Source organism: Actinoplanes sp. M2I2, assembly GCF_023544445.1.
Taxonomy (GTDB): domain Bacteria; phylum Actinomycetota; class Actinomycetes; order Mycobacteriales; family Micromonosporaceae; genus Actinoplanes.
Genome location: NZ_JALPVJ010000005.1, coordinates 384,619 through 410,978, shown reverse-complemented (window position 1 = coordinate 410,978; position 26,360 = coordinate 384,619). Strand labels below are relative to the sequence as shown.

Genomic DNA, 26,360 nt, shown 5'->3' with positions numbered 1-26,360 from the left:
GGCCCTTTCGGGGATGGAGTGAGAAGGTGCTGGCAATCGGGCGTTTCGCCCCCGGAGGGGTAAACGGCTCACTCCCGCCTACGTGATGGGCACTACGGCATATTCGGCTCCACCCAGCCGTGCTCGATCAGATAGGACACGACCATTTCGATCGCCGCGGGCACGGTGATGGTCGTCGTATCGATCGACAGTTCGGCGTCGGCCGGTTCCTCGTACGGATCGTCGATGCCGGTCATGCCGCGCAGCTGGCCGGCCCGGGCGCGGGCGTAGAGGCCCTTGCGGTCGCGCTGCTCGCAGACCTCGAGCGGGGTGTTCACGTGCACCAGCACGAAGCCCGCACCGGCCTCCACGGCCATGGCCCGGACGGCCGCCCGGGCACTCTCGTAGGGCGCGATGGGGCAGGCGACGGCCATGCCCCGGTGCCGGCCCACCTCGGCCGCCACCCACCCGATCCGGCGGACGTTGCGGTCGCGGTCGGCCTTGCTGAAGCCCAGCCCGGCGGAGAGCTCGCGGCGCACCACGTCACCGTCGAGCAGGGTGATCGTGCGCTCGCCGGTCTCGCGCAGGGAGTCGGCCAGCCCGCGGGCGATCGTCGACTTGCCCGAGCCCGAGAAGCCGGTGAAGAAGACCACCAGACCGCGGTGGCGGCGCGGCGGGCGGGCCCGGACCAGCTCCTTGGCCACGGCCGGCGGAGTGTGCCACTCGGGCAGCGGGAAGCCGCGGTCGAGCAGGTCGTCGACCTCGGCCGGGGTCATCGCCAGGCGCCGGTTGCGCGGCGGGATGTCGTCGCGCCAGCGCCACTGGCCGTCCCGGTTGTCGTAGGCCAGATCGCGCGGGACGAGCACGCGTACGTTGCCGCCGGCCAGCATGTCGCCGGTGGACAGCACGTGGGTCACGCCGTACGACCCGGCGACGCGGGCCCGCAGCAGGGCGTCGCGCATCTCGTCGCCCCGGGTGAGCAGGGGGACGGCGACGATCGTGGCCGGCGGCATCCGGTCGCGGGCCGCGAAGACCGCCCGGACCAGCGCCTCGGGCGGCAGGCCGTCGGGCCCGGGGCCGCTCACCGGGATCATGATCAGCAGATGGGCGCCCAGGGTGCGGGCCGCATGGGCGACCTGGGCGAGCTGCGGCCGGTGCAGCGGCCGGTCGGCGATCACGCCGAGCACGCGGCCGGGCGGCAGCAGGGCCCGCACCTCCTCGGGCGTACGCCGCAGGCGCTGGAAGGGACCGTGCCCGCCGTCGCCCATCCGCCGCACCGTGCCGCCGACCCCGTAGCGGCGCTCGGCGGTCGGCCAGGCGTCGGTCACCTCGAGCGCGGCCACCGGCGCGCCCTCGGGGTCGGTGAGGATGATCGTCCGGTGCGCCGGGTCCTCGAGCACCAGGTGCGCCGCGATCTCCTCGGGAATCTCCAAAGTGACCGCGACCGGCCACGATGTCCCGTCGGCGAGCCGGCCCCGGCGGCGCAACGCGTTCAGGTCGGCGCGGCCCAGAAAGCCGGTCAGGGGCGCGTAGGCGCCACTGAGCAGCAGTTCCAGATCCGCGAGCTCATGCGGGTGCGGGGTGTACGACGGAGCGTCGCGCAGCACGTCCTCGGGCAGCACCGAACCATTCACTTCCGTATCCCCTTGCGGCCGATTAGGGGACAGTTTCGCAGCCCCGCTGATCGTGGTCGAGACGGGTCTCCCTTCATCGATTCCCGGCCGGTAATAGACAAAACGGACCTTTGTCACAATACTGTCTGATCGTGAGTCCACGCCCTCGCCGTTTGCGGCTTCTCCAGATAGCAGCCGTACCCACGGCCTTCGCCCTTTCCGTCGCCACCACGCTCGCTTGGGCGTGGACCGGTGGAGTGGATCAGATCGGACTTCCGGCCGGCACGTTCAACGACCCGACCGTCTCCGTACCCACCCAGACCCCGGCGGCCGGACAGCCCGGCATCCCGGACTTCGTCGCCCCGGCGGGGCGGCCGTCGTCGGCGCCCGGCTCCGCCGCGGCGCCCGGCGCGTCCTCGGCCGCCGCGTCGGCGTCATCGGCGACGTCGTCGGCGGCATCGGCATCGGCGTCGGCGGCCGCCGCGAGAGCCGGGGCGGTGGCCCTGCCGCCCGCGGCGGTCCCGGCCCGGCCGGGCGACCCGGTGCTGGCCCGTCAGGCCCCGGCCGCCCAGCTGGACGGACTGGGCGTCGCGCCGCCGCACCGCGGGGGGCGTTGCCGCACCGGTCACAACCTGGTGCCCACCTGCGGCGTCCTCTGGGGCGTGGCCCCCGGCGCGCACACCGAGAGCCGCGGCGCCTCCGCCCTGGCCCGCTTCGAGCGCAAGACCGGCCGGCACCAGGCGATCTACCACGCCTACCACGGCGGGATCCGCCAGCTCTTCCCGACCGAGCAGGAGATCCGGATCGCCCACCAGCCCGGCAAGCGGCGCATCCTGTTCCTCAACTGGAAGCCCGAGTCCGCCTCCTGGGCCCAGATCGCCAAGGGCGACAAGCGGACCGACGCCTACCTCGACCGGCTCGCCCAGCACATCAAGAAGAACTTCCCCGAGCAGTTCTTCTTCGCCGTGCACCACGAGGGCGAGAACGACGTCCGCGAGAAGGCCGGCTCCGGCTACACCGCGCGCGACTACGCCGCGATGTACCGCCACGTGATCAAGCGGCTGCGGGCCAAGGGCGCCGACAACATCGTCAGCGTGCTGGTGCACATGACCTACGTGCCGCACGCGCAGAAGAGCTGGTTCGCCCAGATGTACCCGGGGGACGACGTGGTCGACTGGATCGGCCTCGACACCTACGCCTACAGCGACCCCGGCTACGGCCACGGCCAGTTCTCCGAGGTCTTCAACCGCCGGCTCGAGGGCAAGCGCGCCTGGCCCGGCTTCTACAACTGGATGGCCGCCCGGCACCCCCGCAAGCCGCTGATGCTGGCCGAGTGGGGGGTCTGGTCGTCGAAGCGGAACCCGCGGTACAAGGCCGACTTCTACCGCCGGATGGGCAGCGAGATCCGGGAGTTCCCGCGGATCAAGGCGATGGTGCAGTTCGAGACGCCGAGCAACCAGAAGGGCCAGGACTCGTCGGTGGACAGCACGCCGGCCGCCCTGGACGCGTACCGCAGGCTCGGCCGGTTGCCGATCTTCCAGGTCGCGGTCACGCCGAGGCGCTGACCGCGGCCGCTCATCCGACGGCGATCCGGGCGCCGGCCGAGGAGGACGTCTCGTGCAGCACCAGCGAGGCGAGTGCTGTCCTCTCCGGTACGTCGAAGACCAGCGTTCCCCTGACCTGGGCGCCCGGATTGATCTGGTCGAGGAAGTTCTGGGCGTCGGTGTTCACGAAGGTCTCGGCCTGCGCGTCGGTGGTGAACTCGGCGCCCGCTGCGTCGTACGCCTTCTGCGAGCTGCTGTCGAGGGACCCGACGGCTGTCCCGCCGTTCTTCACCAGCACGTCGACCAGGCAGTAGGAACCGCGCGGCTCGAGGTCGACGGCCTCGTCGCCGAGCTTGGACACCCCGCAGCGGACGGCGGTGACCGTGAAGGCGAACGTGCCGTCCTCGACCGCCCGGCCGAGCTGGCCGCCCGTGGTCGTCACGGTCTCCGGCCCGCTGTCGTCCTGCCGCAGGTAGTAGAAGACGCCCGCGGCGGCGAGCAGAACGACGAGGACGCCGGCCACCCACGGCCATCGGCTGGGCCGTGGGTGATCCGGGAAGTCACGATCCTCGGTCGGTGCGGGCGCGGGACGAGTCATGCGGCGCTCCAGGGCGGCGGTGGGCGAGGTGCAACCCATCCAAACGACACCCGTCACTGTCCGCAGCGGGCCGATCGGTCAGAAGCCACCGCTGGTCGGCGGTTGCCGTCAGCTCGTCTCACCGGCCACGCTGAACGATCCCAGTCGATTGATCGCGTAGATAGTGCCGCCCACCGCGAAGACCACGCTCATCACGATGGCCACCGGCACCGAGACCAGGCCCTCGAGCATGCCGGTCGGCGCGATCTTGTCGGCGATCGAGATGACGTACTGCTCGATCGAGAGCACCCGGGTGCCGCTGACGAACCGCCCGAGCAACCCCTCCCAGACCAGGATGTACGCGAGCCCGAGCAGCACCGGCCGCCGGGTGAGCAGGCTCAGGAGCAGGAACAGGGCCGAGTACGCGATGGCGCCGGCCACCGCCCCGACGACGAGCGCGAGACCGAACCGGACCGAATCGGCCAGCACCCCGACCACGAAGAGCGGGACCGCCGCGGTCACGGCGCTGACGCCCGCCGCCACCAGGAGCTTGGCCAGGATGATGTCGCGGCGGGGCAGCGGCTTGGTGAGGATGTGCACGATCGTGCCGTCGTCGACCTCCGAGCCGAGCACCCCCGTGCCGACGATCAGCGAGATGACCGGCAGCACGACGGCCAGGCCGAGACCCACGACGACCGGCTGTCCCCACTGGTCGGGGCTCACGTCGTACGCCCGGCAGATCAGCGCCAGGCCGACCAGCAGCAACGGCAGGGGCAGCAGCAGAAGCACCCGGCGGCGGCCGAACAGCCCGCGCGCGGTGATGTAGGCGACCGTGGACATCATGCCTCCAGCAGGTAGGAGAAGACGCTCTCCAGGGACTCGTCGGACGGCAGCAGCTTGCGCAGCCGGATGCCCTCACCGAGGGCGATGCGCGGCAGCGCACGGGTGAAGCTGCCGTAGTCGGACGCGCGCACGGTCAGCCCGGTCGCCTCGACCTCGATGCCGCTCACCGACTTCTCGCCGATCAGCGCGACCGCGAGCCGGCGGTCGTCGGAGCTCTGCACGGCGAAGACGTGCGGCCGGTTGGTCATCAGCCGCCGGATGCGCCGGTAGTCGCCCGAGGCGGCCAGCCGGCCCGCGACGATCACCTGGACCAGCCCGGACAGCTGCTCGACCTCCTCGAGGATGTGCGAGCTGAACAGGATGGTGTGGCCCTCGTCGCCCAGCTTGTGCAGCAACTCCATCATGTGCATGCGCTGTCGCGGGTCCATGCCGTTGAACGGCTCGTCCAGCAGCAGCACCTGCGGCTCGTGCACCAGCGCGGCCGCCACCCGGGTGCGCTGGCGCATGCCCTTGGAGAAGGTGTCGATCCGCCGGTCCTGCGCGCTGGTCATCTCGACGAGGTCCAGCGCCCGCTTGGCCGCCGCGGCCGGATCGGGCAGCTTCTGCATCTTGGCGCAGGCCAGCACGAACTCGTACGCGGTGAGGAAGCCGTGCACCGCCTCGCGCTCGGCGACCAGGCCCAGGCTGCGATAGATGCCCGGGTTGCGCCAGGTCGGCGAGTTGTCGATGGTGACCGCGCCCCGCGACGGGGCGAGGAAGCCGGCCATCATGTGCAGCACCGTCGTCTTGCCGGCGCCGTTCGGGCCGAGCAGCCCGGTCACGCCCGGTTGCAGGGTCATGCTGATGTCGTTGACCGCGACGACGTTGCCGTACCAGCGGGAGACGTTCTCGAGTTCGACGACGCTCACAGCGAGGCCACCTTCCGGTAGCGGGCCAGCAACAGCAGCAGGCAGGCGGACACCAGGCAGACCCATTCGATGCCGTAGATCACGCCGAAGTCGCCGACGTCGAGATCGAGGTCGGACCGGCCGCGCAACCACGACTGCACGCCGGTGAGCAGCGACATCGGGCTGGCCAGACCGGCCAGGTGCTGCGCGGTGGTGGAGGGCAGGATGCTCAGCACGCCGACCACCGGGGTGGTCATCAGGAAGACGGCGACGATACCGCCGGCCGCGAACGCCCGCTTACCGGTGACCGAGGCGACCAGCAGGCTGATCGAGGCGAACAGCACCGCCCAGAGCACGCTGTAACCCCAGCCCGGCAGCAGGTCGAGGAACTCGTTCCAGACACCCTTGGCACCGTCGTCGGTGGTGAACGCCCCGCCCAGGAACATGATCAGCTGAGGAACGCCGAGCAGCAGGAACACCGCCGTGGCCAGCGCGGCGAACTTGGCGCCGATGTAGTCGAAGGCGCGCAGCGGCCGGCTGAAGTAGAGCGGCAGGACCCCCGAGCGCATGTCCCGCGAGACCAGCTCGGGCGCCACGATGGCGACGAAGAAGATGACCAGCCAGCTCATCGTGTCGTCGAAGGAGTAGTAGTCGAACAGCACGATGTTGGCCTGGGCCTTCACCGCCGCGTTGATCACCGCGACGAGCAGGACGATGCCCGCCACCAGCCACGGGAAGATCTTGGCCTTGGCCGAGCGGCCCAGCCCGAACGAGGCCCGCAGCCCGTGCTGGTAGATCGCGCCGAATACCGCGGAGCGGCCCAGACGAGGGCCCTCGTAGCGCTGATATCCGATGTCATGGATGACGCCGGCGTCAGACATCGGCCGTCTCCTTCGTGGTGAAGAGCTCGGCCACCCGGTGGCGTCGCTGGTCGATGCGGTGCAGGGGCAGGTCGAGCTCGGCCACGGCCCGCAGGATCGCGTCGTAGTCGGATTCCGAGGTGAGCGGCACGAGCAGCAGGCGGCCCTCGCGGGTCACCGTCAGCTGGAGCTGTGTCAGGGCTTCGGCCAGCTCGTCCGTACCCTCGCTGACCTCGACGGCCAGCACGTCCGAGGCGGTCGTCATCGCCGAGATCCGGTCGGCCCGCAGCAGCCGGCCGCCCTCGATCGCGATCAGCGAGTCGCAGATGCGCTCGACCTCGCCGAGCAGGTGCGAGCAGACGACCACGGAGATGCCGAACTCGTGGCCGATGCGATGCACCAGGGCGAGCATGGCGTCGCGGCCGGCCGGGTCGAGCCCGTTGGTGGGCTCGTCGAGCAGCAGCAGGTCGGGGTCGTGCACCAGGGCCTGGGCCAGCTTGACGCGCTGTTTCATGCCGGTCGAGTAGCCGCCGATCTGGCGGTACCGCTCCTCGTAGAGCCCGACATGCCGCAGCGCCTCGGAGGCCCGCTCGCGCGCGGCGGTCTTGGGCAGCCCGCTGAGCCGGCCGAGGTGGGTCACGAACTCGGAGGCCGACACGTCCGGCGGCAGGCAGTCGTTCTCCGGCATGTAGCCGACCCGCGCCCGCACCTGGTCGGTCTCGGTCACCGGGTCGAGCCCGAACACCCGCACGTCCCCACTGGTGGGCGCCAACAGGCCGAGCATGATCTTGATGAACGTGCTCTTGCCGGCGCCGTTGGCGCCGACCAGCCCGATCACGCCCGCCTCGACGTCGACGGTGAGCTCGCTGAGGGCGGTCACCCCGCCCCCGTACGTCTTCGTGAGCGACTGTGTCGCGATGATGGTCACGGCTCTCAGCCTAGGAACCTCACGCACCCGGCCGGATCCGGTTAAACCCTGAGAGACTCTCGGGCTCTCTCAGCCTGCTCTCAGCTTCAGGTGGCTTATCCCGGCCGGCGGCCGCACCTTCGACGGGGGTCGGCGCGTTCATCAATGTATGAGGCAATCGTCCATGTGGCCGGGAGGGGTCTTCCTGTCGTTCGGCCTCTGGCTGGACCGGGTGGGAGACGACACGGCGCCGGCCGCGGTCGGTGACGTGCTGGAGAAATTCGGCGGCACCTACAGCGGCGCCATGTTCTACGGGCCGCCGGGGATCGCGTTCTCCCGGGTGCCCGACGCGCCGGGTCTCTCGTACGCCGGAGCCCGCTCGGCCCGGGATGTGCGCCGGACCCTGCGGGACGGGGCCGCGTACCGGGTGTCCATGACCATGCCGGGGGTGGGCCCGGTCGCCGTGTCGTTCGAGGCGACCCCGGGCGAGGAGGTGCCGGCCGAGCGCCACCCGGTGGAGGTGACCATGGAGGCGGGCGCCTTCGCCGTGCCCCGCGCGCTCTGGAACGAGCAGGAACGGGCGGCCGCCGAGGAGCGCGAAGCGCTCGTGCTGCGCTATTTCGAGGCGTGCTGCACGGCGCTCGACCCGGCCTACGCCGTCCTGCACTCCGAGGGCTCGACCCCCACGCCGGCCGCCCTGTCCGTCGGACGGCAGCTGGGCACCGACGTCTACGTCGCCCGGCGTCTGGGGCTCGGCCCGCGGCTGACCCAGGTGAACCGGCTCTCCGAGACCCGGGAGTGGCCCAACGGCACGTTCTATTCGGGCTGGTTCCTCACCGAGACGACCGACCTCGACGCGTTGCTCGCCGCCTGGACCAGGCCCGGCCTCCTCCTCGCCGAAAAGCTCACCGCGGCCGTCGCCTAGGTGCACCGCAGCCTCGGGGCCGTCGCGGTCACCATCGTCGATGGCTGCGACGATGGCCGTCCGAGGACGGCGAGGAGGATTTCCTGATGGCAGTTGAGATCATCTACGAGACCCACTCGATCACCACGGACAACGAAAATGGCTTCGCCACCGGCTGGCTGCCCGGACAGCTGTCGGACGTGGGGAGAAAGCTCGCGCAGGAGCTCGGACAACGCCGCCGGGCGGACGGCATCGCCACCGTGTTCACTTCCGACCTCGCTCGCGCCGTCGAGACAGCCGAGATCGCCTTCGCCGGAACCGGGATCCCGATCCGCCAGGACCCGCGGCTGCGCGAGTGCAACTACGGAACGTTCAACGGCATGCCGGTCAGCGAACTCGCACGCATCCGGTCCCAGCACATCCACCAGCCGTTCCCCGAAGGGCAGAGCTACCAGGACGTCGTCGACCAGACACGCGACTTCCTCACCGAAGTCGCACGGGACTGGGATGGCAAGAAGGTCCTTCTCATCGCCCATTCCGCCAACCGGTGGGCTCTGGCCCATCTCCTCACCGGAGTCCCTCTGGAAGATCAGGTCGATGCGCCGTTCGCCTGGCGGGAAGGCTGGCACTACACCCTCCCCACAAGCTGGACGGGTATGGACTCATGTTCCCGAAATGACTGACTCGTCGCGAAACGCCGACCGGTTCGATCCGGACCGGCTGGCGGACTGGCTGCTGACCGGCACTGGCGCTTCGCCGGTGCGCGTGCCCATGGACTGGCTGGCCGTCACCGACGTGCTGACCACCACCATCCATCTGGCCCTGAGGGACCACTCCGACTGGCGGCGTTACGTCGACGCCTACAGTCGTGCCCTGGTCGGCATGGAACAGGCGGCGGCGCGCCCAGCTCATGAGGTGAGCCTGGCTCGCTCCGCGATGATCGGGATGCTCGCGGAGCGGGTGGCGGTGGACGCGCTGCCGGACGAGTGGCGTCCGGAACGGGTGGCCGAGACGTTCTTCGAGCGGCTGTCGATGTCCCTGACCGAGGCCACCGCCATGATCGAAACGCGCGAGCGGCCGCCGCTGCCCGACATGATCCGGCTGCGGCACCTCAAACAGATGCTCAATCGGGTGCAGACGGTGACGGCGTTTCTGCCGGCCGAAACGGTGGATCGCCTGCGGCCCTGGCTGGTACTGCGCGATCGACTGCCCTGACCGGCCTCTTCCTGAACGGCGTACGACGAAGGGCCGGGATCCCGGCCCTTCGTGCCGACCAGCCGGGTCGGTCCGCCCGGCCGACACGGGTGCCCCGGGCCTGGTGGGAAGCCCGGGGCACACGTGGGTCGGCCGGCCGATCAGAAGTTGTCGGCGGTCCTGATCCGGCTGCGCAGGTAGGTGCCGGACTCGGTCAGCACACCGGTGCCGGCGTACGTCGAGCCGCCGCAGGTGCCCGGCTTGAAGGCCGCGCTGCTCTCGGAGGCGTCGGAGTACGTCCAGTTGGCGTAGCCGATCTGCAGGCGGTCGAGCAGGTCGAGCCACGTGGCCGTGCTGGCCAGATCGACCTGGCCGCCGCCGGTGTAGGTGACGGTGCCGAACTCGGTGACGAACAGCGGCAGCGTGGCCGCGGCCCGCTGCACCTCGGCGCGGTAGTTGTCGAGGTGCGACGCGGCGTAGAAGTGGAACGCGTACATGATGTTGGACGCGTTGACCGGGTTCGCGGTGATCTCGCTGGAGTTGGAGCTCTCCGAGACGCCCAGCGACGACCAGCCGCGGGTGCCGACGATGATCACGGCGTCCGGGTCGTTGGCCCGGATCACGGGGATGACCTGCTCGGCGTAGCTCTTGATGCCGGCCCAGCTGACGCCGTTGGGCTCGTTGGCGATCTCGTAGATGACGTTGTTCTTCGAGGCGTGGCGGGCCGACACCTCGGCGAAGAACGTCTTGGCCCGGGCCAGGTTGTAGTTCGGGTCGCCCGGCGTCAGCGTGTGGAAGTCGATGATGGAGTACAGCCCGCGCTGGGTGGCCTCTTCGACCAGGTTGTTGACCTGTGCGGTGAAGCCGGCCGGGTTGGTCTCGTAGCCGCCCTCCTGGACGTACATCGAGACGCGCAGCAGGTCGGCCCGCCAGTCGGTGGCCAGCGCGTCCAGCGAGGCGTCGTTGTAGCAGTCGGCGAACCACTGCAGGCCGTGGGTGCTCATGCCGCGCAGCTGGATCGCCTTGCCGTTCTGGTTGCACAGCTTCACGCCGCAGACCCGCAGCTGCCCGTTGGCGGCGACCGGGGTGGCCCCGGCCGGCGGGGTGGTCGCGGGCGGGGTGGTCGCCGGCGGCGTCGTCGCCGGGGGAGTGGTGACCGGCGGGGAGGTGGGGGGCGACGTCGGTGACGTGCCGCCGCACGAGGCGCCGTTGACCAGGCACGACGTCGGGCGGCCGGTGCCGTTGGCGACGAATCCGAACGAAGTGGACGCTCCGGCGGCCAGCGTGCCGTTCCAGCCCGCGGGCGTGAACGTGTAGGTCGAGCCGGAGGCGGACTGCGTGGCGCTCCAGGAGTTGACGATCGTGGTACCGGCCGGGAGAGTGAGCTGCACCCGCCAGGTCGTGATCGTCGCGGACGTGTTGTTCTTGACTTCGACCTGGCCCTGATAGCCGTTGTTCCACGAGCTGACCACCGTGAAGGCGGCCGTCTCGGCGCTGGCCGGCAGGGCGATGACTGTGGCCACCGTGGCGGCGGACGCCGCGACGGCGATGCCGGCGAACAGTCTCCATCTGCGCATGGGGATCGGACTCCATCGCTGCGAGGGGATCGGGGGGAGGGAGGACGCTCCCCGGTGAAGAGGGTGTGGGAGCGCTCCCATGCCGGACCATAGTCGCAACCTTGCTGCGCCGCAAATATTCAGCGGCCGAAATGCCTGCCGTCCGCAGAAAAGCCGAAGGGCCGGGACGAAGCGTCCCGGCCCTGGCGAAAACGACATCTCACCCCGTGTTGCGCATCCCCGCCGCGATGCCGTTGACCGAGGTCAGCAGGGCCCGCTCCAGGGCCGTCGAGTCGGACGGCACCCGCCGCGCCCCCGGGGCGACCACGGTCTGCCGGTCGGCCTCGCCCGCGTCCCGGTACTGCCGCAGCAGCGCGACCTGCAGGTGGTGCAGCGGCTCGAGGTAGGTGTCGCGCACGCCCAGCGTGCGCTTGAGCTCGGGCTGATTTTCCAGCAGCGAGGACGTGCCGGTGATGGACAGCACCTCGCGCACGGTCAGCTCGTACTCCTCCTGGATCTTGGCGAAGATCGGGTGGAGGTGTTCGGGCACCAGGGTGTCGACGTAGCGGCGGGCGATCGTCAGGTCGGTCTTGTTCAGCATCATCTCGACGTTGGACACGAACGTCTGGAAGAACTGCCAGTTGCCGTACATCTCCTGCAGCACCTCGGTGTGGCCGGCCTCGCGGGCCGCCTTGAGGCCGGTGCCGACGCCGAACCAGCCGGGCACGATCTGCCGCGTCTGGGTCCAGCCGAACACCCACGGGATCGCCCGCAGGCCGCCCAGGCCGGCGTCGGTGTTGGGCCGCTTGGCCGGGCGGGAGCCGATGTTGAGCGCGCCCAGCAACTCGGTCGGGGTGGCCGCCCAGAAGTAGGCCGGCAGGTCCGGGTTCTCGACCAGCGAGCGGTACTCGGCGAAGGCCGCCGCCGACGCGGCGTCCATCGTGGCGTCCCAGCGGGCCAGCCGCTCGAGGTCGACCGACGGCGAGGTGTGCAGCAGCGTCGCCTGCAGCACCGCGGCCACCGTGAGCTCGAGGTTCTCGCGGGCCAGAGCGGGCAGCGTGTACTTGTCGGAGATGACCTCGCCCTGCTCGGTCACCTTGATCGCGCCGTCCAGCGTGCCGTAGGGCTGGGCCAGGATCGCCTCGTGCGTCGGACCGCCACCGCGGCCGACGGTGCCGCCGCGGCCGTGGAAGAGTCGCAGCCGTACGCCGTGCCGGGCCGCCACGTCACGCAGCGAGCGCTGCGCCTTGTGGATGCCCCACTGGCTGGTGGTGATGCCGCCCTCCTTGTTGGAGTCGGAGTAGCCGAGCATGACCTCCTGCACGTCGCCGCGGGCCCGCACGATCTCGCGGTACGCCGGCAGCGACAGCATCTCGTCGAGCAGATCGCCGCCCGCGTCCAGCTCGGCCGGCGTCTCCAGCAGCGGCACGATGTTGACCCGGGCCCGGCCGGTGTGGATGTCGACCAGGCCGGCCTCGCGGGCCAGCACGGCCGCGGCCAGCACGTCGTCCACCCCCAGGGTCATCGAGATGATGTACGTCTCGATGACGTCCGCACCGAAGCGGTCCTGCACGTCGCGGATCGTGTTGAACACGTCGAAGGTCTTGCGCGCCGAGTCCGTGAGCGGCGTGTCCGCGCTGCTCAGCGGCCGCCGGCCGGTCAGCTCGGTGGCGAGCAGCTTGGTGCGGTCGGCCCGGTCGAGCGCGGCGTAGTCGTCCACCTCGCCGACCTGCGTGTACATCTGCTGCAGCACCTCGTGGTGCTTCTCGGCGTGCTCGCGGACGTCCAGCGTCGCCAGCTGCAGCCCGAAGGCCGAGACCGTCCGGATGGCCGTGGCGACCACGCCGACCGCGGTCAGCTGACCCGAGTTGCGGGCCAGCGAGGCGCGGATCAGCTCGAGGTCGCTGATCAGCTCGTCGCTGCCCAGGTAGTCGCGGCCGGGCACGTGCGCGGTGCCGTGGCGCAGCCGGGCCCGGGTGTTGGCCAGCTTCGCCTTGATCGCCCGCACCTTGAGGCGGTAGGGCTCCTCGGCGTTGGTCCGGCGGAACCGCTCGGCCACCTCGGGCAGGTTGTCGAGATCCTTGGCCAGCGACGCGGACAGGTCGAGCGAGACCCCGCGCAGCCGCCGGGACACCGACAGCATGTCGATCAGCTGGTCCATCGCGGCCTCGGTGGCCTGGATGCCGTGCTCGTGCTGGATCATCAGCACGTCGCGGGTGACGGCCGGCGTGACGAACGGGTTGCCGTCGCGGTCGCCGCCGATCCACGAGCCGAAGGTCAGCGGCCGGGCCGTCGGCGCGGTCTCGACCCCGAGCTGGCGCAGCGTCTCGGCCAGGTCGGCCAGCACCTGCGGGGCGGCCTCGGCATAGAGGTCCTTGAGGTAGTAGACGGCGTTGCGGGCCTCGTCGGTCGGGTCGGGCCGGTCTAGGCGCAGCTCGTCGGTCTGCCACAGCAGGTCGATCAGCTCGGCGAACTTGCGGGTCGAGGCCGAGTTGTCGGTCTGGCCGTAGAGCACCGCGGCGGCGGCCTCGGCGTCGAGCGCGTCGGCCAGCTGGCGCAGCTTGGACAGGATCGAGCGGCGCGCGGCCTCGGTCGGGTGGGCGGTGAAGACCGGGCGGACGGCGAGACGGCGCGCGGCGGCGGCGATCTCGTCGGCCGGCACACCCTTCTCCGCGATCAGCTTGGCCGCCTGGTCGAGCCAGCCGCCGTCGTGGGCCCGGCGCCGGCGCAGGTCGCGCGAGCGGTGCACCTGCTCGGTGATGTTGGCCAGGTGGAAGTAGGTGGAGAACGCGCGGGCCAGCTTGGTGCCGGTCGTGACGTCCATGGCGGCGAGGCGGTCGGCCGCGGCCTGCGGATCCTGCCGGACCAGCGCGCGGATCTCCTCGACCAGGTCGAGCAGCGGGCGGCCCTCCTGCCGGGCCAGGGTCTGCCCGAGCAGGGTGCCGATGCGCCGGATGTCCGCGCGCAGCGCGGCGTCGGGGCCGTCGGGGTCGAGGTGGCCGTGCTGGTCGGTCATCGGGGGCGCTCCTTGCCTCAAAGGTGCTCCAGGACAGCGCTGTCCCGACTTCGCCGATCGTATCGGCGCGACCCCCACCGGGGGCAATTTGAGGTAAGTCTCATACCTGTCCGACCCTCGCGGATCGCCGGGCCGGCCCTGGCCGGTCGGAGCACGGGCCGGTCGCTCACCGGGCCAGGGCGAGCGCGTACGCCGGGAACCAGTGGCCCGCCGGAGGCTGTCCCGGCGCGCAGGAGCCATCCGACTCACCGGGGCGTTTCACCCACAGGTACGCGTCGACCAGGGCGAACCCGGTCGTCAGGGTGGGCACCGGGCCGAGCCGGCGGCCCGGCGGGTTGCACCAGTGCCGGTCGCCGCCCCCGCGCTGGGCCGGTCCGTTGCCATTGCGGCTGGTGTCGACCACGAAGTGCTTGCCCCCCACGGTCCGGGACACGGCCAGCCCGTACCGCACGTTGTCGGCCGTGGTCTCGAAGTTGGCCACGTTGAGCGCGAACCCGCTGGCCGCGCCCACCCCCGACGAGCGCAGCGCCGGTCCGAGCTCGGGCGCCGGGATCCACGTCGGGTTGCCCGCGTCCAGATAGACACGCACCCCGGGCGCGGTGCGCAGGACCGCGACGGCGTGCCGCAGCAGGCCGTACCGCTCGTCCCGGCGCGCCGGCGTGAGGCAACCCTTGACGGCCTGGGCGACCGCGTCGGGCTCCAGCACCACGATGGCGCGGTGACCGCGCAGGGCCCCGGCCAGCGCGGTCACCCACCTCCGGTAGGCGGCGGCGTCGGCCGCCCCGCCGGACGAATGCCCCGAGCAGTCCCGGTTCGGGATGAAATACAGGGTGAGCACCGGCATCCGCCGCGCGGCGGTCGCGGCGACGGCCAGCCGGCGGGCCCGCTCGGCGTATCCGGGAGCGTCGTCGGTGAACCAGACCGAGGTCGGCTGATCGGCGATGCGGCGTACGACCGTCGCCTCGGCCTTCCGCCCGGTCTGTTCGAGGGCCCGCACCGCGGTCACCGCCGCGCCGGCCGGGTCGACGTAGAGGTGCGGGCTCACCGCGCGGGGCGGCGGCGGGGTCAGCACTTCCGGATCGCGCTCGCGGGCCCCGGCGGCGACCGCGAGGGCACCCAGGCCGATGAGCGAGGCCGAGACGATCAGGGGCAGGCGGCTGCGCCGGACCATCACCGGACCCGGACCCAGCGGGCCACCGACGGCCGTCCCCGGTCGTCGACGAGGAAGAGCATGTACCACCCGGAGGGCGCCACGCCGGCCTGCCGGGGGACGCGCAACTCGAGGTGACCGGCCGCGCGGCTCAGGCCGAGCGCGATCGAGCGCTGGTCGGTGTCGGTGCCGTGGGTGACCGAGCTGGGCCGCACCAGCCGCGCCGAGGCGATCCGGGCCGCGTCCGGGGTGTCGACCGCGAAGGCGCCGCCGCGGGCGATCTCGGCGGGCGCCCGGGCGATCACCGGCCGCTCGCCGCGGAACAGATACGGCGGGCTGTAGACCTCGATGCGCTGCTCGAACGTGCCCGGCGCCCGGCCCGTCCGGTCGTAGAGCGGGTCGCTGCCCAGGGTGATGACCCGGCCGTCGGGCAGCAGGATCGCCTCGGAGTGGTAGTTGCGCCCGACCGTCGACTCGGCCGCCGTACGGAAGGAATTGGTCGCGGGAACGTAGAACTGCGCGTTGAACAGGTCGCTGCGCTCGGCTCCCCGGTACGGGCCGCCGCGGTAACCGGACGAGCCGCCGCTGGTGAAGACGGTGTCGTCGGGCAGCACCACGGTCGACAGGTAGCGCGCGGGCTTGGGCAGGTCGGGTCCGGGGCGGTAGACCGGGTGCCGCTCACTGAGGTCGACGAGGCCGGTGCGGGCGGTCGAGACCGGCGAGTCACCCACGCCACCCCCGCCGAAGATCATCACCTGCTGGTTCTGCGCCGGCGGCAGCAGGACCGAGGTGGCGGTCTCGTTGAGCTCAGGCTGTCGCAGCCCCGGCACGGGCTGGAAGCGGTTGGTGGCCAGGTCCCAGACCCCGGGCGTCCGGCCCTCCTTGTCCGAGCCGTAGCCGCTGTTCGCGCCGGAGTAGAAGACCCGTCCGTCGGCCATCAGGTGCAGGCTCGGATAGGTCGGAAAGTAGCGTTCGAGCCTCGGCGCGGCCGACCAGGTGCGCTTGCGGGCGTCGTAGACCTCGTTGCGGCCCGGGATGATCCGGCCGAACTCGTCCAGCCCCGAGACCGCGAGGACATCGCCGTCGGTCTTCGTGATCAGCGTCGGATACCAGCGGTGCTCGGTCAGGTCGCCGGTCTTGTGGTAGCGCTCGGTGCGGGGATCGAACTCGTACGACGTCTTGTCGCCGCCGTACTCCTGCTTCTCCCTCGTGATCTTGTCGGCCACGCCGTAGAGGTTGTTGCCGTCGGGTCCGGTTAGGCCGGCGATCCGGTACTGGGCGCCGGCCCGGACGATCGGGGCGTCGCCGGGACGGACGGCGTCGACCCAGACCTCGGTCTCGCCGGCGGTGACGGCGACGTGCGGGCCGTGCACGACCTTGCGCGCGGGCGGGACGGTGAACGCAGTCCGGCTGACGTACTCGTGCCCGGCCGCCGACCGGAACGTCGTGCCCTTCGCGAAGACCCGCGGCCCGGTGTCCGGCGACTCGTTCTTGACCTTCATGACGCCGCCGGCCCGCTTCACGTCCTTCTCGAGCACCTCGTACGACTTGGTGCCGCCGGCGACGAGCAGGTTTCCGCTGGCCAGGAAGCTGTGGCCCGCGCAGAAGACGTCGGTGGGGGTCGGCACCTCGCTGAACTTCTCGGTACGCGGGTCGTAGAGCACCGTGCGGAACGTGCCCGCCTCGAACTGCTCGCGGTTGTTGCCGCTGCCGGCCACGATCAGCACCTTGCCGGTGCTCAGCAGGGCCGCGTGGATGGCGTTCACCTTGAAGCCCGGCGGCACCGGCAGGGCCGCCCAGTGCCCGTTCCGTTCCTTGTACGACTGACGGCTGATCGTGTAGTTGTGCAGCGCCTCGGATCCGGCCGCGAGGACCGGACGGTTCGCGAACGCGACCACGGCGAGCACCACCACCGCGACTGTTCCGCTGGCCATCCGGCGCGCGAGACTGGGGCGGGGGCGGGGCTTCATGCTTCGGACTCCTCGGGTCGGCGACGGCGGCGCAGGACGAACCAGAGCGCCGGCGGGGTCAGACAGATGAGCAGGTTGAGCGCCGGCCACATGAACATCGCGTTGTCGACGTGGCCGGTGAGCTCGGCGACGACGAGCATCGCGACGAAGAACACGGCCCAGCGCAGCCCGGGCGCGAAGGTCGCGAGCCGGTCGGGACTGGTCGAGTCGCCCTTGGGGGTGACGACGAATCCGGCCTTGCGGCGCAGCAGCGCGCCGACGAAGGACGAGACGTAGATCGGCGTGGAGAGTGTCGAGGCCACCATGCCGGTCAGGCCGGACGAGCCGGCCTCCTCGTGCGGGCTGGTGTTGTGCCGCCGGTTGAAGACGTAGAGCCCGATCTGGAAGAACGCGGCGTCGATGTAGAGCATCAGCCACACCTCCTGCGGCACGTGCACGCCCTGGGCGCCGAGCACGAGGTAGCAGAACGCGTTCACGGCGCCGAGGAGCCAGGCCAGCGCGGTCAGCGGGTAGTACGACATCAACAGGCCATAGTGGAGCGCCCGGCCCGGTCCGAGCCGGCGTGCCGTCCGCGCGAACGTGCGCAGCACGACCTCGTCGGTGCCCCGCGACCAGCGGTGCTGCTGGGTGAAGTAGTCGGTCCAGGACGACGGTCCTTCGCCCACGGCCAGCACGTCGGGGGTGTAGACCGAGCGCCAGTTCCGGCCCGTGGCCGGGTTCCGGGCCGCGTGCAGCGCGAGGCTGGTCGCCATGTCCTCGGTGATCGAGTCCTGGAGGCCGCCGATCGACTGCAGGGCCTTGATGCGTACGGCGTTGTTGGTCCCCACCAGCATGGCGATCCCGCGCCGGTTGCCGGCCCGCTGCAGCAGCGAGTGGAACAGGTACTGCTGCGACTCGGCCCAGCGGGTGACCAGGTTGTCGTAGTTGCCGTAGATCTGCGGTCCGACCACGAAGCCGACGTCCGGGTCGCGGAAGTAACCCAGCAACCGCTCGCAGAAGTTGGGCAGCGGCACGTGGTCGGGATCGACCGAGACGAAGACGTCGTAGTCGTCGCCGTGCACGTCGACCCACGAGTTGTAGTTGCCGTGCTTGGTCTTCGCCTTGAAAGCGCCGGCCGGGGTGTTGAACTTCTCGATGCCACGCCGGCTGAAGTGGCGTACCCCGAGCCGTTCGCACATGGCTTTGACGTCGGCGTCGTCGCCCTCGTCGAGCAGCCACACCTCGTACGTCCCGCCGTAGCGCACGTTGCGGGCGGCCCGCAGGGTCTGCTCCACCATCGCCACCGGCTCCTTGCCCGGCACGATCGTGGTCAGGAAGGCCACCCGCAGCGTGGTGTCCGGCACCACCGGCACCGGGTCGCGCGCCCACAGCGTGGCCAGGCACAGCGTGACGACGTTGACCAGCCGGAACAGCTCGATGGTGGCGGTCGCGACGATCATCCCGATGGCGCCGCCGTAGAGCAGCGGGTCGAGCCGCCGGTCGGGAATCTCGATCGACGCGATCAGCCAGCCGAAGAACGTGCTCTCGAAGGCGAACGCGAACAGCGTGATCAGGACGGTGAGCACCGGCCGGCGGCGGGCCAGGCGGCGCATCCGGACCGTGTAGGGACGGTCCTCTGTGGGCGGTGCGTCGGCCGGTCCGGCCAGCACGCTGTAGGCGCTGTAGTTGTACCGCGCCGGCAGCAGCATCGTGGCCGCCTGGAGCGCGGCGCTGACCCGTACGCGGCCGGTCGGGACCTTTTCGCGGACCGGGCTCATCAGGCGGACAGCGGCACTGCGGGGCGCACCACGGGCCGGCGCCGTTCCGGGGCGATCCGGCTGACGTTGGCCGGGGTCAGCCGCAGTCGCTCGGGTGTCCCGGTGGGGGCGGCCTTGGTGACGAAGGCGTGCCGGGCGGCGGCGAAACCGGACCGGTCGCCGAACATGTCGCGGCTCATCTCGGCCAGCTCACGGGCCTCGTAGACCTCGAGCGGAAGGCGCTCGGCGGCCAGCCGGCGGGCCTTCGCCTGCCGCCGCCGCCGGGCGGTGCGCGGGTCGCTCTCGCGCTCGGCCAGGGCATTGAGCCATTCCGCGTACGCCCCGGGGTGGCGCGGCCCCACCTCGTCGACCAGCCCGAGCAGGGCCGCCTCCTCGGCGCTGACCGGCAGCTTGTCGTCCACCAGCCGCTGGGCCTCGTCCGCGCCGACCCGCCGGGGCAGCGTGAACGTGTGCAGCTCCGAGCCGTACAGGCCCATCTCGTAGTAGGGGTTGAGCACGATGCCGGCGCGGGCCGCCACGATGTCGGCGCCGAGGCCGAGCATCACGCCGCCGGCGCCCGCGCTTCCCGCGTACGCCGCCACGACGACCTGCTTCGTGCAGGTGACGATCTCGCGGCACACGTCGTTGATGGCCCGGATGTTGGCCCACGCGCTGCCGGCCGGGTCGGACGAGGCCTCGATCACATTGAGGTGGATGCCGTTGCTGAACGCGTCGGTGCCGCCCCGCAGCACCAGCACCTCGGTGTCCTGGGCGGCCGCGTGCCGCAGCCCGGCCAGCAGGCGGCGGCAGTGCCCGGGCGCCATCGCGCCGTTGTAGAAGTCGAACGCCAGCCAGCCGATCCGGCCCGTGCGGCGATAGCGCACCTGCCGGTACGTGACCGGCGATTCCGGCTCGGTGCCGACCGGCAGCGGCGAGTTCGGGACACCGCGCAGCCGCGAGCCGAGCAGGGTGGTGGCGGGCAGCTTGGGACCGGCTTCGACGGCTCTCAGGTGGCCCAGCCACAGGCTGCCGTCGCCGGTGCCGACCAGCACGGCACCCTGCCGGCGACCGAGCAGCGTGCCCGGGCGCCCGGGCCGGGCCACCCCGGGCATGGCGTCGTAGGCGTGGACGGCCAGCCCGGCGACCTCGGTGCGCACCCCCGGCGCGCCGTCCGCGGCCCGGATCTTGCGCAGGATCCGCTCGGTCGGGTCCGACCAGTCGAAGGCGCGGTCGTCCTGGGTCATCAACGGCCGCGGGCGGGCGCCGGACGCCTCGGCCGGCGCCGGTTCGAAGTCGGGGTCGGCGGCCTTCGACACCGTCTCGAAGACGCACTCCATCGCGGCGTCGGCGACCGGCCCGTTGTAGAGCGACGACTTGCGCGGGGCCACGGCCGGCAGCGGGAACGTCCGGGTGGCCCAGACCGGTCCGGCGTCCATCTCCTCGATCGCCTGCAGGGCCGTCACGCCCCAGGTGCGCGCGCCCTCGGCGATGGCCCAGTCCAGTGAGGACGGACCGCGGTCGCCCACCGGGCCGGGATGGATGATCACGGTGCGCCACTTCTGCCAGATCTCCGCCGGCACCCGGTGCTTGAGGAACGGGCAGAGGATCAGGTCGGGGTCCACGGCCCGGACAGCCTCGTCCAGATCGGCAGCGCCGGTGGCCAGCTGCACCCCGACGTCGTGCCCGGCCTCGCGCAGCGCGCACCAGGCGCGCTGACTGAGACCGTTGAACGCCGTAACGAGCAGCAGGATTCGCACGTTGCCTCCCCAGGGAATGCTTTCCGCCGCTGCCCACTATTGCCCCGTTATCAATACTTATGTCGGACATAGTGTGCGTTGTCGATCGCGGCCGGTACCGACCGCTCGCCGCCGCCGAATCACGCCGGCAGCCGGAGAATGTCGGTGGGCCGGACTAAACTTGTGGACGTACCCCCGCCCCCTTCGGGCGTTTGGGGTTTTTCGACGTGTTCGAGGTGTTCGCACATGCAGTTGTCCGGTCTGATCCCCGCCGCGCTCCGCGACCGCGGTCTCGCGCGTGCCCGCGACCTCGCACGCCAAGGCTTCGTGGATTCCGACGCGCTCGACCTCACCGCGCCCGCCTCGCTGCGGCCGTTCATCGTGGCCGCCGTCGCTGGTTCGCCCGACCTCGGCGGGGCCGGCCGCGCGGTGCTCGCGGTCACCGCCACCAGCCGGGAGGCCGACGACCTGGCCGACGCGCTGGGCTGCCTGATCAGCTCCGATCGGGTCGCGGTCTTCCCGTCGTGGGAGACGCTGCCGCACGAGCGCCTCTCGCCCCGTTCCGACACGGTCGGCCGCCGGCTGGCCGTGCTGCGCCGGCTGGCCCACCCCGGCGGCACGCCGCTGCAGGTCGTCGTGGCGCCGGTCCGGTCGCTCCTGCAGCCGCAGCTCAAGGGCCTCGGCGACCTCGAGCCGGTCGAGCTGACGACCGGGGGCGAGGCCGAGCTCGAGGCGGTCGCCCACCGCCTGGCCGACATGGCCTACGCCCGGGTCGACCTGGTCACCAAGCGCGGCGAGTTCGCCGTGCGCGGCGGCATCCTCGACGTCTTCCCGCCCACCGACGAGCACCCGTCGCGGGTCGAGTTCTGGGGTGACGAGGTCGAGGAGATCCGCACCTTCGCCGTGGCCGACCAGCGCACCATCGACCCGGTCGAGCGGCTCTGGGCGCCGCCCTGCCGTGAGCTGTTGCTGACCCCGGAGGTCCGGGCCCGGGCGGCCGAGCTGGCGGCCGAGCACCCCGAGATCGGCGAGATCCTCGACAAGCTGGCCGAGGGCATCCCGGTCGAGGGCATGGAGTCGCTGGCTCCCGCGCTGCTCGACGGCACCCAGAGCATGGAGTTGCTGATCGACACCATGCCTGCCGGCACGCACGTGCTGCTTTGCGACCCCGAGCGCATCCGCACCCGCGCCCACGACCTCACCCGCACCTCCGAGGAATTCCTCGAGGCGTCCTGGGCCGCCGCCGCGGTCGGTGGCCAGGCCCCGATCGACACCGGCGCCGCCGCCTTCAAGACCCTGGCCGACGTCCGCTCGCACGCCGCCACCCTCAAGCAGCCGTGGTGGACGGTGTCGCCGTTCGGCCTGGCCGAGGCCGAGCCCGCGGCCGACGATCAGCCCTGGCTGGCCCAGCCCGAGGTCCAGGTCGCGCCCGACCTGGGCGACGCCGTGGCGCTGGCCGCCCAGCCCGTGCCGCTCTATCACGGCGACACCGCCAAGCTCGCCACCGACCTGCACGACTGGGCCGCCGCCGGCTGGGCGATCGCGCTGGTCTTCGAGGGGCACGGCACAGCCCAGCGGGCCACCGAGCTGCTGCGCGACGCCGGCCTCGGCGTGACGCCGGCCGACTCGATCGAGACCCCGGTCGAGCCGGGCCAGCTGGTGGTCACCTGCGGCGGGCTCAACCACGGCTTCATCGACGCGGGCTCGCAGCTCGCGGTGATCACCGGCAACGACATCACCGGCGGGCGGGGCGCCTCCACCAAGGACATGCGCAAGATGCCGTCCCGGCGGCGCAACACGATCGACCCGCTCGAGCTGCGGCCGGGCGACTTCGTGGTGCACGAGCAGCACGGCATCGGCCGCTACGTCGAGCTGGTGCAGCGCACGGTCAACGGGGCCGACCGCGAGTACATCGTCCTCGAGTACGCGGCGTCCAAGCGCGGCCAGCCCGGTGACCGCCTCTACGTGCCGACCGACCAGCTCGACCAGCTCTCCCGCTACGTCGGCGGCGAGTCGCCGGCGCTGCACAAGATGGGCGGCGCCGACTGGCAGAAGAGCAAGGCGCGGGCCAAGAAGGCGGTCAAGGAGATCGCCGCCCAGCTGATCCAGCTGTACGCCGCCCGCCAGGCCTCCCAGGGCCACTCGTTCGGGCCCGACACCCCGTGGCAGCGCGAGCTCGAGGACGCCTTCCCGTACACCGAGACGCCGGACCAGATGGCCGCGATCATCGAGGTCAAGCACGACATGGAGCTGCGGGTCCCGATGGACAGGCTGATCTGTGGCGACGTCGGCTACGGCAAGACCGAGATCGCGGTGCGCGCGGCCTTCAAGGCGGTGCAGGACGGCAAGCAGGTCGCCGTGCTGGTGCCCACGACCCTGCTGGCCCAGCAGCACTTCAACACGTTCACCGAGCGGATGAGCCAGTTCCCGGTGCGGATCCGCCAACTGTCCCGGTTCCAGACGCCGAAGGAGACGGCGATCACCCTGGAGGAGGCGGCCAACGGCACCACCGACATCGTGATCGGCACCCACCGCCTGCTCGCGAGCTCGACCCGGTTCAAGAACCTCGGCCTGATCATCGTGGACGAGGAGCAGCGTTTCGGCGTCGAGCACAAGGAGCAGCTCAAGGCCCTGCGCGCCTCGGTCGACGTGCTCACCATGTCGGCCACCCCGATCCCGCGCACCCTCGAGATGGCGATCACCGGCATCCGCGAGATGTCGACCATCGCCACGCCGCCCGAGGAACGCCACCCGGTGCTCACCTTCGTCGGCGCGCAGGACGACAAGCAGGTCGCCGCGTCGATCCACCGCGAGCTGCTGCGCGACGGCCAGGTGTTCTATCTGCACAACCGGGTCGAGTCGATCGACCGGGCGGCCCGCAAGCTGCGCGAGCTGGTGCCCGAGGCGCGGGTCGCCGTCGCGCACGGCCAGATGAGCGAGGAGCAGCTGGAAAAGGTGATGGTCGGCTTCTGGGAGAAGGAGTACGACGTCCTGGTCTGCACCACGATCGTCGAGTCCGGCATCGACATCCCGAACGCCAACACGCTCATCGTCGAGCGGGCCGACCTGCTGGGCCTGTCCCAGCTCCACCAGATCCGCGGCCGGGTCGGCCGGGGGCGCGAGCGGGCATACGCGTACTTCCTCTACCCGCGGGAGAAGCCGCTCACCGAGACCGCGCACGAGCGCCTGGCCACCATCGCCCAGCACACCGAGCTGGGCGCGGGCATGTACGTGGCGATGAAGGACCTCGAGATCCGCGGCGCCGGCAACCTGCTCGGCGGCGAGCAGTCCGGCCACATCGAGGGCGTCGGCTTCGACCTGTACGTCCGGATGGTCGGCGAGGCCGTGCAGGCGTTCAAGGGCGAGCGCCCCGAGGAGGAGCCCGAGGTCAAGATCGATCTCCCGATTGACGCGCACCTGCCGGTCGACTACATCGCGGTCGAGCGGCTGCGGCTCGAGATGTACCGCAAACTCGCCGAGGCGCGCGACGGCGCCAAGCTCGACGAGGTGGTCGCCGAGATGACCGACCGCTACGGCGAGCCGCCGGCCCAGGTGGCCAACCTCATCGCGGTGGCCCGCTTCCGGCTGCTGGCCCGGGCCTACGGCCTGACCGACGTGTCGATGCAGGGCAAGCACCTGCGCTTCTCGCCGCTGCCCCTGCCCGACTCCAAGCAGATGCGGCTCAAGCGCTACCACCCCGATTCGGTCTACAAGCACGCGAACGACCAGGTGAGCGTGCCCCGCCCGAGCACCCGCCGGGTGGGTGGCGAGCCGCTGCGCGACCAGGCATTGCTGGAGTGGTGCGCGCAGCTGCTCAAGGACGTGCTCGGCGACGTTCCCGTGCCGGTCAAGGCCTGAGCGCCGCCCGGCCCCGCGTGAGGTGATCCTCTTCTCGCGGGGCCGGGTGACGTGGGTCATAGCGGACATGAGAGAGTCGACGCCATGCAGCATGCTCGCCGACTCGCATCCATCGCCGTCGTTGCGTCCCTGACCGTGGGCGGACTCTCCGCCTGCCGGTCCGAGCCGTCCGTGGCCGCCTACATCGGCGACAAGACCCGGGTGACCGAGACGCGGGTGCAGGAGGTCTGGGACGACGCCGCCGCGGCCGTGCGGTCCACCGCGGCCGAGCAGCCCCCGGCGAGCGCGGCGCCCGGAGCGCCCGCCGCCCCCACCGGCATGCCGATCACCCGCACCGACATCGTCCGCACCCTGGTCAGCAACGACGTGCTGACCCAGGTGGCCCGGCGCGAGTCCGTCACGCTGCCCGCCGACCTGCCGCTGGGCGACTACGCGACCCAGCTGCGGCTGCCGCAGCAGGCGGAGTACGTGCGGCTCTACGCCGAGTCCGACGCGCTGCTCCGCGCGCTGCGCACCAAGGCCCAGGCCGGCGCGGGCGAGCCCACCGAGGCCGACCTGCGCGAGGTGTTCGACGTGCTCGTGTCGGCCCAGGAGGTGCCGGCCGGCACCACGTTCGAGCAGTTCCAGACCCAGCTGCCGGCCGAGAACCTGGCCCTGGTCAAGACGGCCGCCGCGGTGCGCAAAGAGGTCGTCGAGACCACCCAGGCCATGAAGATCACGGTCAACCCGCGCTACCAGCCGCTCGGCATCCCGGTGCTGGAGTTCCAGACCCAGAACGGCGCTCTGCAGCCCCTGGTCACCGTGCCGCTGGGCGAGACCACCGGCAACAACCCGGTGCTCGACGTCTCGTAGCGCCCGCCCGACGCTCGCCCGTCTCGGACGGGCGTCGGCTCGTGCCGGCGACCGGTGACCGAGCTCTCCAGCCCGAACCGGCCGCGGCCTGTGGACAACCCGCATCACCGGCTTGACAAGCGGTAACGTCCCCTTCCTCTGTCCCTTGGGCGGGCGGGGGAGGCGGTGGCTCACGCGCGACCGGAACGAGCTGGCAAAGTTGCGGGCATGACCGCTCGGATCGTTCTGCTCGTCACCTCGCCGCGCCTGCCCGCGGGTCTGCTCACCGCGGCCGCGTGGGACGTCCTGCGGGCGTACCCGGTCTATGCCGCCGCCGAGACCGAGCAGGCCCAAGCGCTGCGCAGCAGTGGGGTGCCGGTCACGGTGATCGACAGCGACCCGGAACGGCTGCTGGCCGAGCTGGACGGCGGCGAGGCGGTCGTGTGGCTGGCCGGCCCGGCCGGTGACGAGAGCTTCGCCCGCAGTCTCGGCCTCCGCCTGGCCCGCGAGCCCGCACTGGCCGAACTCGAGCTGATGTACGGGTCGTGGGACCCGCCGGGCGCGCGGCTGCTCGACGCCGTCGCGGTGATGGACCGGCTGGTCTCCCCCGGGGGCGACCCGTGGAAGCGGGCCCAGAGCCACCGCACCCTCGCGCCCTACCTGCTCGAGGAGAGCTACGAGGCCTATGACGCGATCGAGGCCGGCGACACCGACGCCCTGCGCGAGGAGCTCGGCGATGTGCTGTTGCAGGTCGTGCTGCACGCGCGGCTGGCCGAAGAGCTCCCCGAGGACGACACGTGGACGATCGACGACGTGGCCGGCGGGCTGGTCGACAAGATGGTGCGCCGCAACCCGCACGTCTTCGCCGGGGCCGAGGTGGCCGACATCGAGGAGATCACCGAGAACTGGGACCGCATCAAGAAGGCCGAGAAGTCCCGGGACTCGGTGCTCGACGGCATCGCGCTGAGCCAGCCCGCCCTCGCCCTGGCCGCCAAGATCCTTCAGCGTACGCATCGAGCCGGTCTCGACGTACGCCTGCCCGAAGGACCCGGTCTCGGGGCGCGGCTGCTCCGGATCGTGTCGGAAGCGCGCGCCGACGGCGCGGACGCCGAGCAGGAACTGCGTCGCACGGCACTGGAGTACGCGGAGGACGTGCGGGCCCGGGAGCGGAAAAATGTCAGTGGGGACGAGTAACTTTC

Annotated in this window: 19 protein-coding genes; 7 read left to right on the top strand and 12 right to left on the bottom strand. The window is 71.5% G+C overall.

Annotation, left to right across the window (positions count from 1 at the left end):
- Positions 1 to 92: 92 nt before the first annotated feature.
- Positions 93 to 1,613, bottom strand: coding sequence for an adenylyl-sulfate kinase (gene cysC, locus HJC40_RS12885; RefSeq protein WP_250001167.1), 1,521 nt, complete (start codon positions 1,611 to 1,613; stop codon positions 93 to 95).
- A 236-nt stretch (positions 1,614 to 1,849) separates the two neighbouring features.
- Between cysC and HJC40_RS12880 the strand changes: the two genes are divergently transcribed.
- Positions 1,850 to 3,157: a glycosyl hydrolase gene (locus tag HJC40_RS12880; RefSeq protein ID WP_250001165.1), complete on the top strand. Its 1,308-nt coding sequence runs from the start codon at positions 1,850 to 1,852 to the stop codon at positions 3,155 to 3,157.
- A gap of 10 nt (positions 3,158 to 3,167) precedes the next feature.
- Here the strand turns inward: HJC40_RS12880 and HJC40_RS12875 are convergent, their stop codons facing one another.
- The 5 genes from HJC40_RS12875 to HJC40_RS12855 form a co-directional block, all read right to left on the bottom strand.
- Complete coding sequence (locus HJC40_RS12875; protein ID WP_250001164.1) at positions 3,168 to 3,734, bottom strand: DUF4352 domain-containing protein; 567 nt, start codon at positions 3,732 to 3,734, stop codon at positions 3,168 to 3,170.
- 108 nt (positions 3,735 to 3,842) lie between these two features.
- Positions 3,843 to 4,553 (bottom strand): ABC transporter permease, encoded by a 711-nt coding sequence (locus tag HJC40_RS12870; protein ID WP_250001163.1) that lies wholly within the window; start codon positions 4,551 to 4,553, stop codon positions 3,843 to 3,845.
- Entirely contained in the window at positions 4,553 to 5,464 is a 912-nt protein-coding gene (locus HJC40_RS12865; protein ID WP_250001162.1) for an ABC transporter ATP-binding protein, read from the bottom strand. The genes HJC40_RS12870 and HJC40_RS12865 overlap by 1 nt, the downstream gene beginning before the upstream one ends.
- Complete coding sequence (locus tag HJC40_RS12860; RefSeq protein ID WP_250001161.1) at positions 5,461 to 6,324, bottom strand: ABC transporter permease; 864 nt, start codon at positions 6,322 to 6,324, stop codon at positions 5,461 to 5,463. Before HJC40_RS12860 ends, HJC40_RS12865 begins: the two co-directional genes overlap by 4 nt.
- On the bottom strand, positions 6,317 to 7,231 hold the full coding sequence (locus HJC40_RS12855; RefSeq protein WP_250001160.1) for an ABC transporter ATP-binding protein: 915 nt from the start codon (positions 7,229 to 7,231) through the stop codon (positions 6,317 to 6,319). Before HJC40_RS12855 ends, HJC40_RS12860 begins: the two co-directional genes overlap by 8 nt.
- 148 nt (positions 7,232 to 7,379) lie before the next feature.
- Between HJC40_RS12855 and HJC40_RS12850 the strand changes: the two genes are divergently transcribed.
- The 3 genes from HJC40_RS12850 (at position 7,380) to HJC40_RS12840 (ending at position 9,329) form a co-directional block, all read left to right on the top strand.
- The gene (locus HJC40_RS12850; protein ID WP_250001158.1) at positions 7,380 to 8,135 is read left to right on the top strand and encodes a hypothetical protein; all 756 of its coding nucleotides are present in this window, start codon (positions 7,380 to 7,382) and stop codon (positions 8,133 to 8,135) included.
- 86 nt (positions 8,136 to 8,221) lie between these two features.
- Complete coding sequence (locus HJC40_RS12845; RefSeq protein ID WP_250001157.1) at positions 8,222 to 8,797, top strand: histidine phosphatase family protein; 576 nt, start codon at positions 8,222 to 8,224, stop codon at positions 8,795 to 8,797.
- Positions 8,790 to 9,329 (top strand): hypothetical protein, encoded by a 540-nt coding sequence (locus HJC40_RS12840; RefSeq protein WP_250001155.1) that lies wholly within the window; start codon positions 8,790 to 8,792, stop codon positions 9,327 to 9,329. Before HJC40_RS12845 ends, HJC40_RS12840 begins: the two co-directional genes overlap by 8 nt.
- 140 nt (positions 9,330 to 9,469) lie before the next feature.
- On the opposite strand, the gene HJC40_RS12835 is transcribed toward HJC40_RS12840, so the two are convergent.
- From HJC40_RS12835 to HJC40_RS12810, 6 genes are all read right to left on the bottom strand, one after another.
- Positions 9,470 to 10,885, bottom strand: coding sequence for a cellulase family glycosylhydrolase (locus HJC40_RS12835; protein ID WP_250001154.1), 1,416 nt, complete (start codon positions 10,883 to 10,885; stop codon positions 9,470 to 9,472).
- Positions 10,886 to 11,084: 199 nt separating this feature from the next.
- Entirely contained in the window at positions 11,085 to 13,880 is a 2,796-nt protein-coding gene (gene ppc / locus HJC40_RS12830) for a phosphoenolpyruvate carboxylase (protein WP_250001153.1), read from the bottom strand.
- A gap of 166 nt (positions 13,881 to 14,046) precedes the next feature.
- Positions 14,047 to 15,051 carry a glycoside hydrolase family 6 protein gene (locus HJC40_RS12825; protein WP_250001151.1) on the bottom strand — a complete coding sequence of 335 codons (1,005 nt, stop codon included), beginning with the start codon at positions 15,049 to 15,051 and terminating at the stop codon, positions 14,047 to 14,049.
- Positions 15,051 to 16,964 (bottom strand): galactose oxidase early set domain-containing protein, encoded by a 1,914-nt coding sequence (locus tag HJC40_RS12820; protein ID WP_250001149.1) that lies wholly within the window; start codon positions 16,962 to 16,964, stop codon positions 15,051 to 15,053. The genes HJC40_RS12825 and HJC40_RS12820 overlap by 1 nt, the downstream gene beginning before the upstream one ends.
- A 32-nt stretch (positions 16,965 to 16,996) precedes the next feature.
- The gene (locus tag HJC40_RS12815) at positions 16,997 to 18,757 is read right to left on the bottom strand and encodes a glycosyltransferase family 2 protein (RefSeq protein ID WP_250001148.1); all 1,761 of its coding nucleotides are present in this window, start codon (positions 18,755 to 18,757) and stop codon (positions 16,997 to 16,999) included.
- Positions 18,757 to 20,493: a hydrogenase maturation protein gene (locus HJC40_RS12810; RefSeq protein WP_250001147.1), complete on the bottom strand. Its 1,737-nt coding sequence runs from the start codon at positions 20,491 to 20,493 to the stop codon at positions 18,757 to 18,759. Before HJC40_RS12810 ends, HJC40_RS12815 begins: the two co-directional genes overlap by 1 nt.
- A gap of 225 nt (positions 20,494 to 20,718) precedes the next feature.
- Here HJC40_RS12810 and mfd point away from each other — a divergent pair, with 225 nt between their 5' ends.
- The 3 genes from mfd (at position 20,719) to HJC40_RS12795 (ending at position 26,355) form a co-directional block, all read left to right on the top strand.
- Complete coding sequence (gene mfd, locus HJC40_RS12805) at positions 20,719 to 24,330, top strand: transcription-repair coupling factor (RefSeq protein ID WP_250001146.1); 3,612 nt, start codon at positions 20,719 to 20,721, stop codon at positions 24,328 to 24,330.
- A gap of 84 nt (positions 24,331 to 24,414) precedes the next feature.
- Positions 24,415 to 25,182: a hypothetical protein gene (locus tag HJC40_RS12800; RefSeq protein ID WP_250001145.1), complete on the top strand. Its 768-nt coding sequence runs from the start codon at positions 24,415 to 24,417 to the stop codon at positions 25,180 to 25,182.
- Positions 25,183 to 25,389: 207 nt separating this feature from the next.
- The gene (locus HJC40_RS12795) at positions 25,390 to 26,355 is read left to right on the top strand and encodes a nucleoside triphosphate pyrophosphohydrolase (protein WP_250001144.1); all 966 of its coding nucleotides are present in this window, start codon (positions 25,390 to 25,392) and stop codon (positions 26,353 to 26,355) included.
- Positions 26,356 to 26,360: the final 5 nt, after the last annotated feature.

Coding starts and splice junctions, on each gene's coding strand:
- HJC40_RS12875 (WP_250001164.1), bottom strand. CDS start 3,734: ATGACTCGTCCCGCGCCCGCACCGACCGAGGATCGTGACTTCCCGGAT.
- HJC40_RS12870 (WP_250001163.1), bottom strand. CDS start 4,553: ATGTCCACGGTCGCCTACATCACCGCGCGCGGGCTGTTCGGCCGCCGC.
- HJC40_RS12860 (WP_250001161.1), bottom strand. CDS start 6,324: ATGTCTGACGCCGGCGTCATCCATGACATCGGATATCAGCGCTACGAG.
- HJC40_RS12850 (WP_250001158.1), top strand. CDS start 7,380: ATGAGGCAATCGTCCATGTGGCCGGGAGGGGTCTTCCTGTCGTTCGGC.
- HJC40_RS12845 (WP_250001157.1), top strand. CDS start 8,222: ATGGCAGTTGAGATCATCTACGAGACCCACTCGATCACCACGGACAAC.
- HJC40_RS12840 (WP_250001155.1), top strand. CDS start 8,790: ATGACTGACTCGTCGCGAAACGCCGACCGGTTCGATCCGGACCGGCTG.
- HJC40_RS12835 (WP_250001154.1), bottom strand. CDS start 10,885: ATGCGCAGATGGAGACTGTTCGCCGGCATCGCCGTCGCGGCGTCCGCC.
- ppc (WP_250001153.1), bottom strand. CDS start 13,880: ATGACCGACCAGCACGGCCACCTCGACCCCGACGGCCCCGACGCCGCG.
- HJC40_RS12825 (WP_250001151.1), bottom strand. CDS start 15,051: ATGGTCCGGCGCAGCCGCCTGCCCCTGATCGTCTCGGCCTCGCTCATC.
- HJC40_RS12820 (WP_250001149.1), bottom strand. CDS start 16,964: ATGGCCAGCGGAACAGTCGCGGTGGTGGTGCTCGCCGTGGTCGCGTTC.
- HJC40_RS12815 (WP_250001148.1), bottom strand. CDS start 18,757: ATGAGCCCGGTCCGCGAAAAGGTCCCGACCGGCCGCGTACGGGTCAGC.
- mfd (WP_250001146.1), top strand. CDS start 20,719: ATGCAGTTGTCCGGTCTGATCCCCGCCGCGCTCCGCGACCGCGGTCTC.
- HJC40_RS12800 (WP_250001145.1), top strand. CDS start 24,415: ATGCAGCATGCTCGCCGACTCGCATCCATCGCCGTCGTTGCGTCCCTG.
- HJC40_RS12795 (WP_250001144.1), top strand. CDS start 25,390: ATGACCGCTCGGATCGTTCTGCTCGTCACCTCGCCGCGCCTGCCCGCG.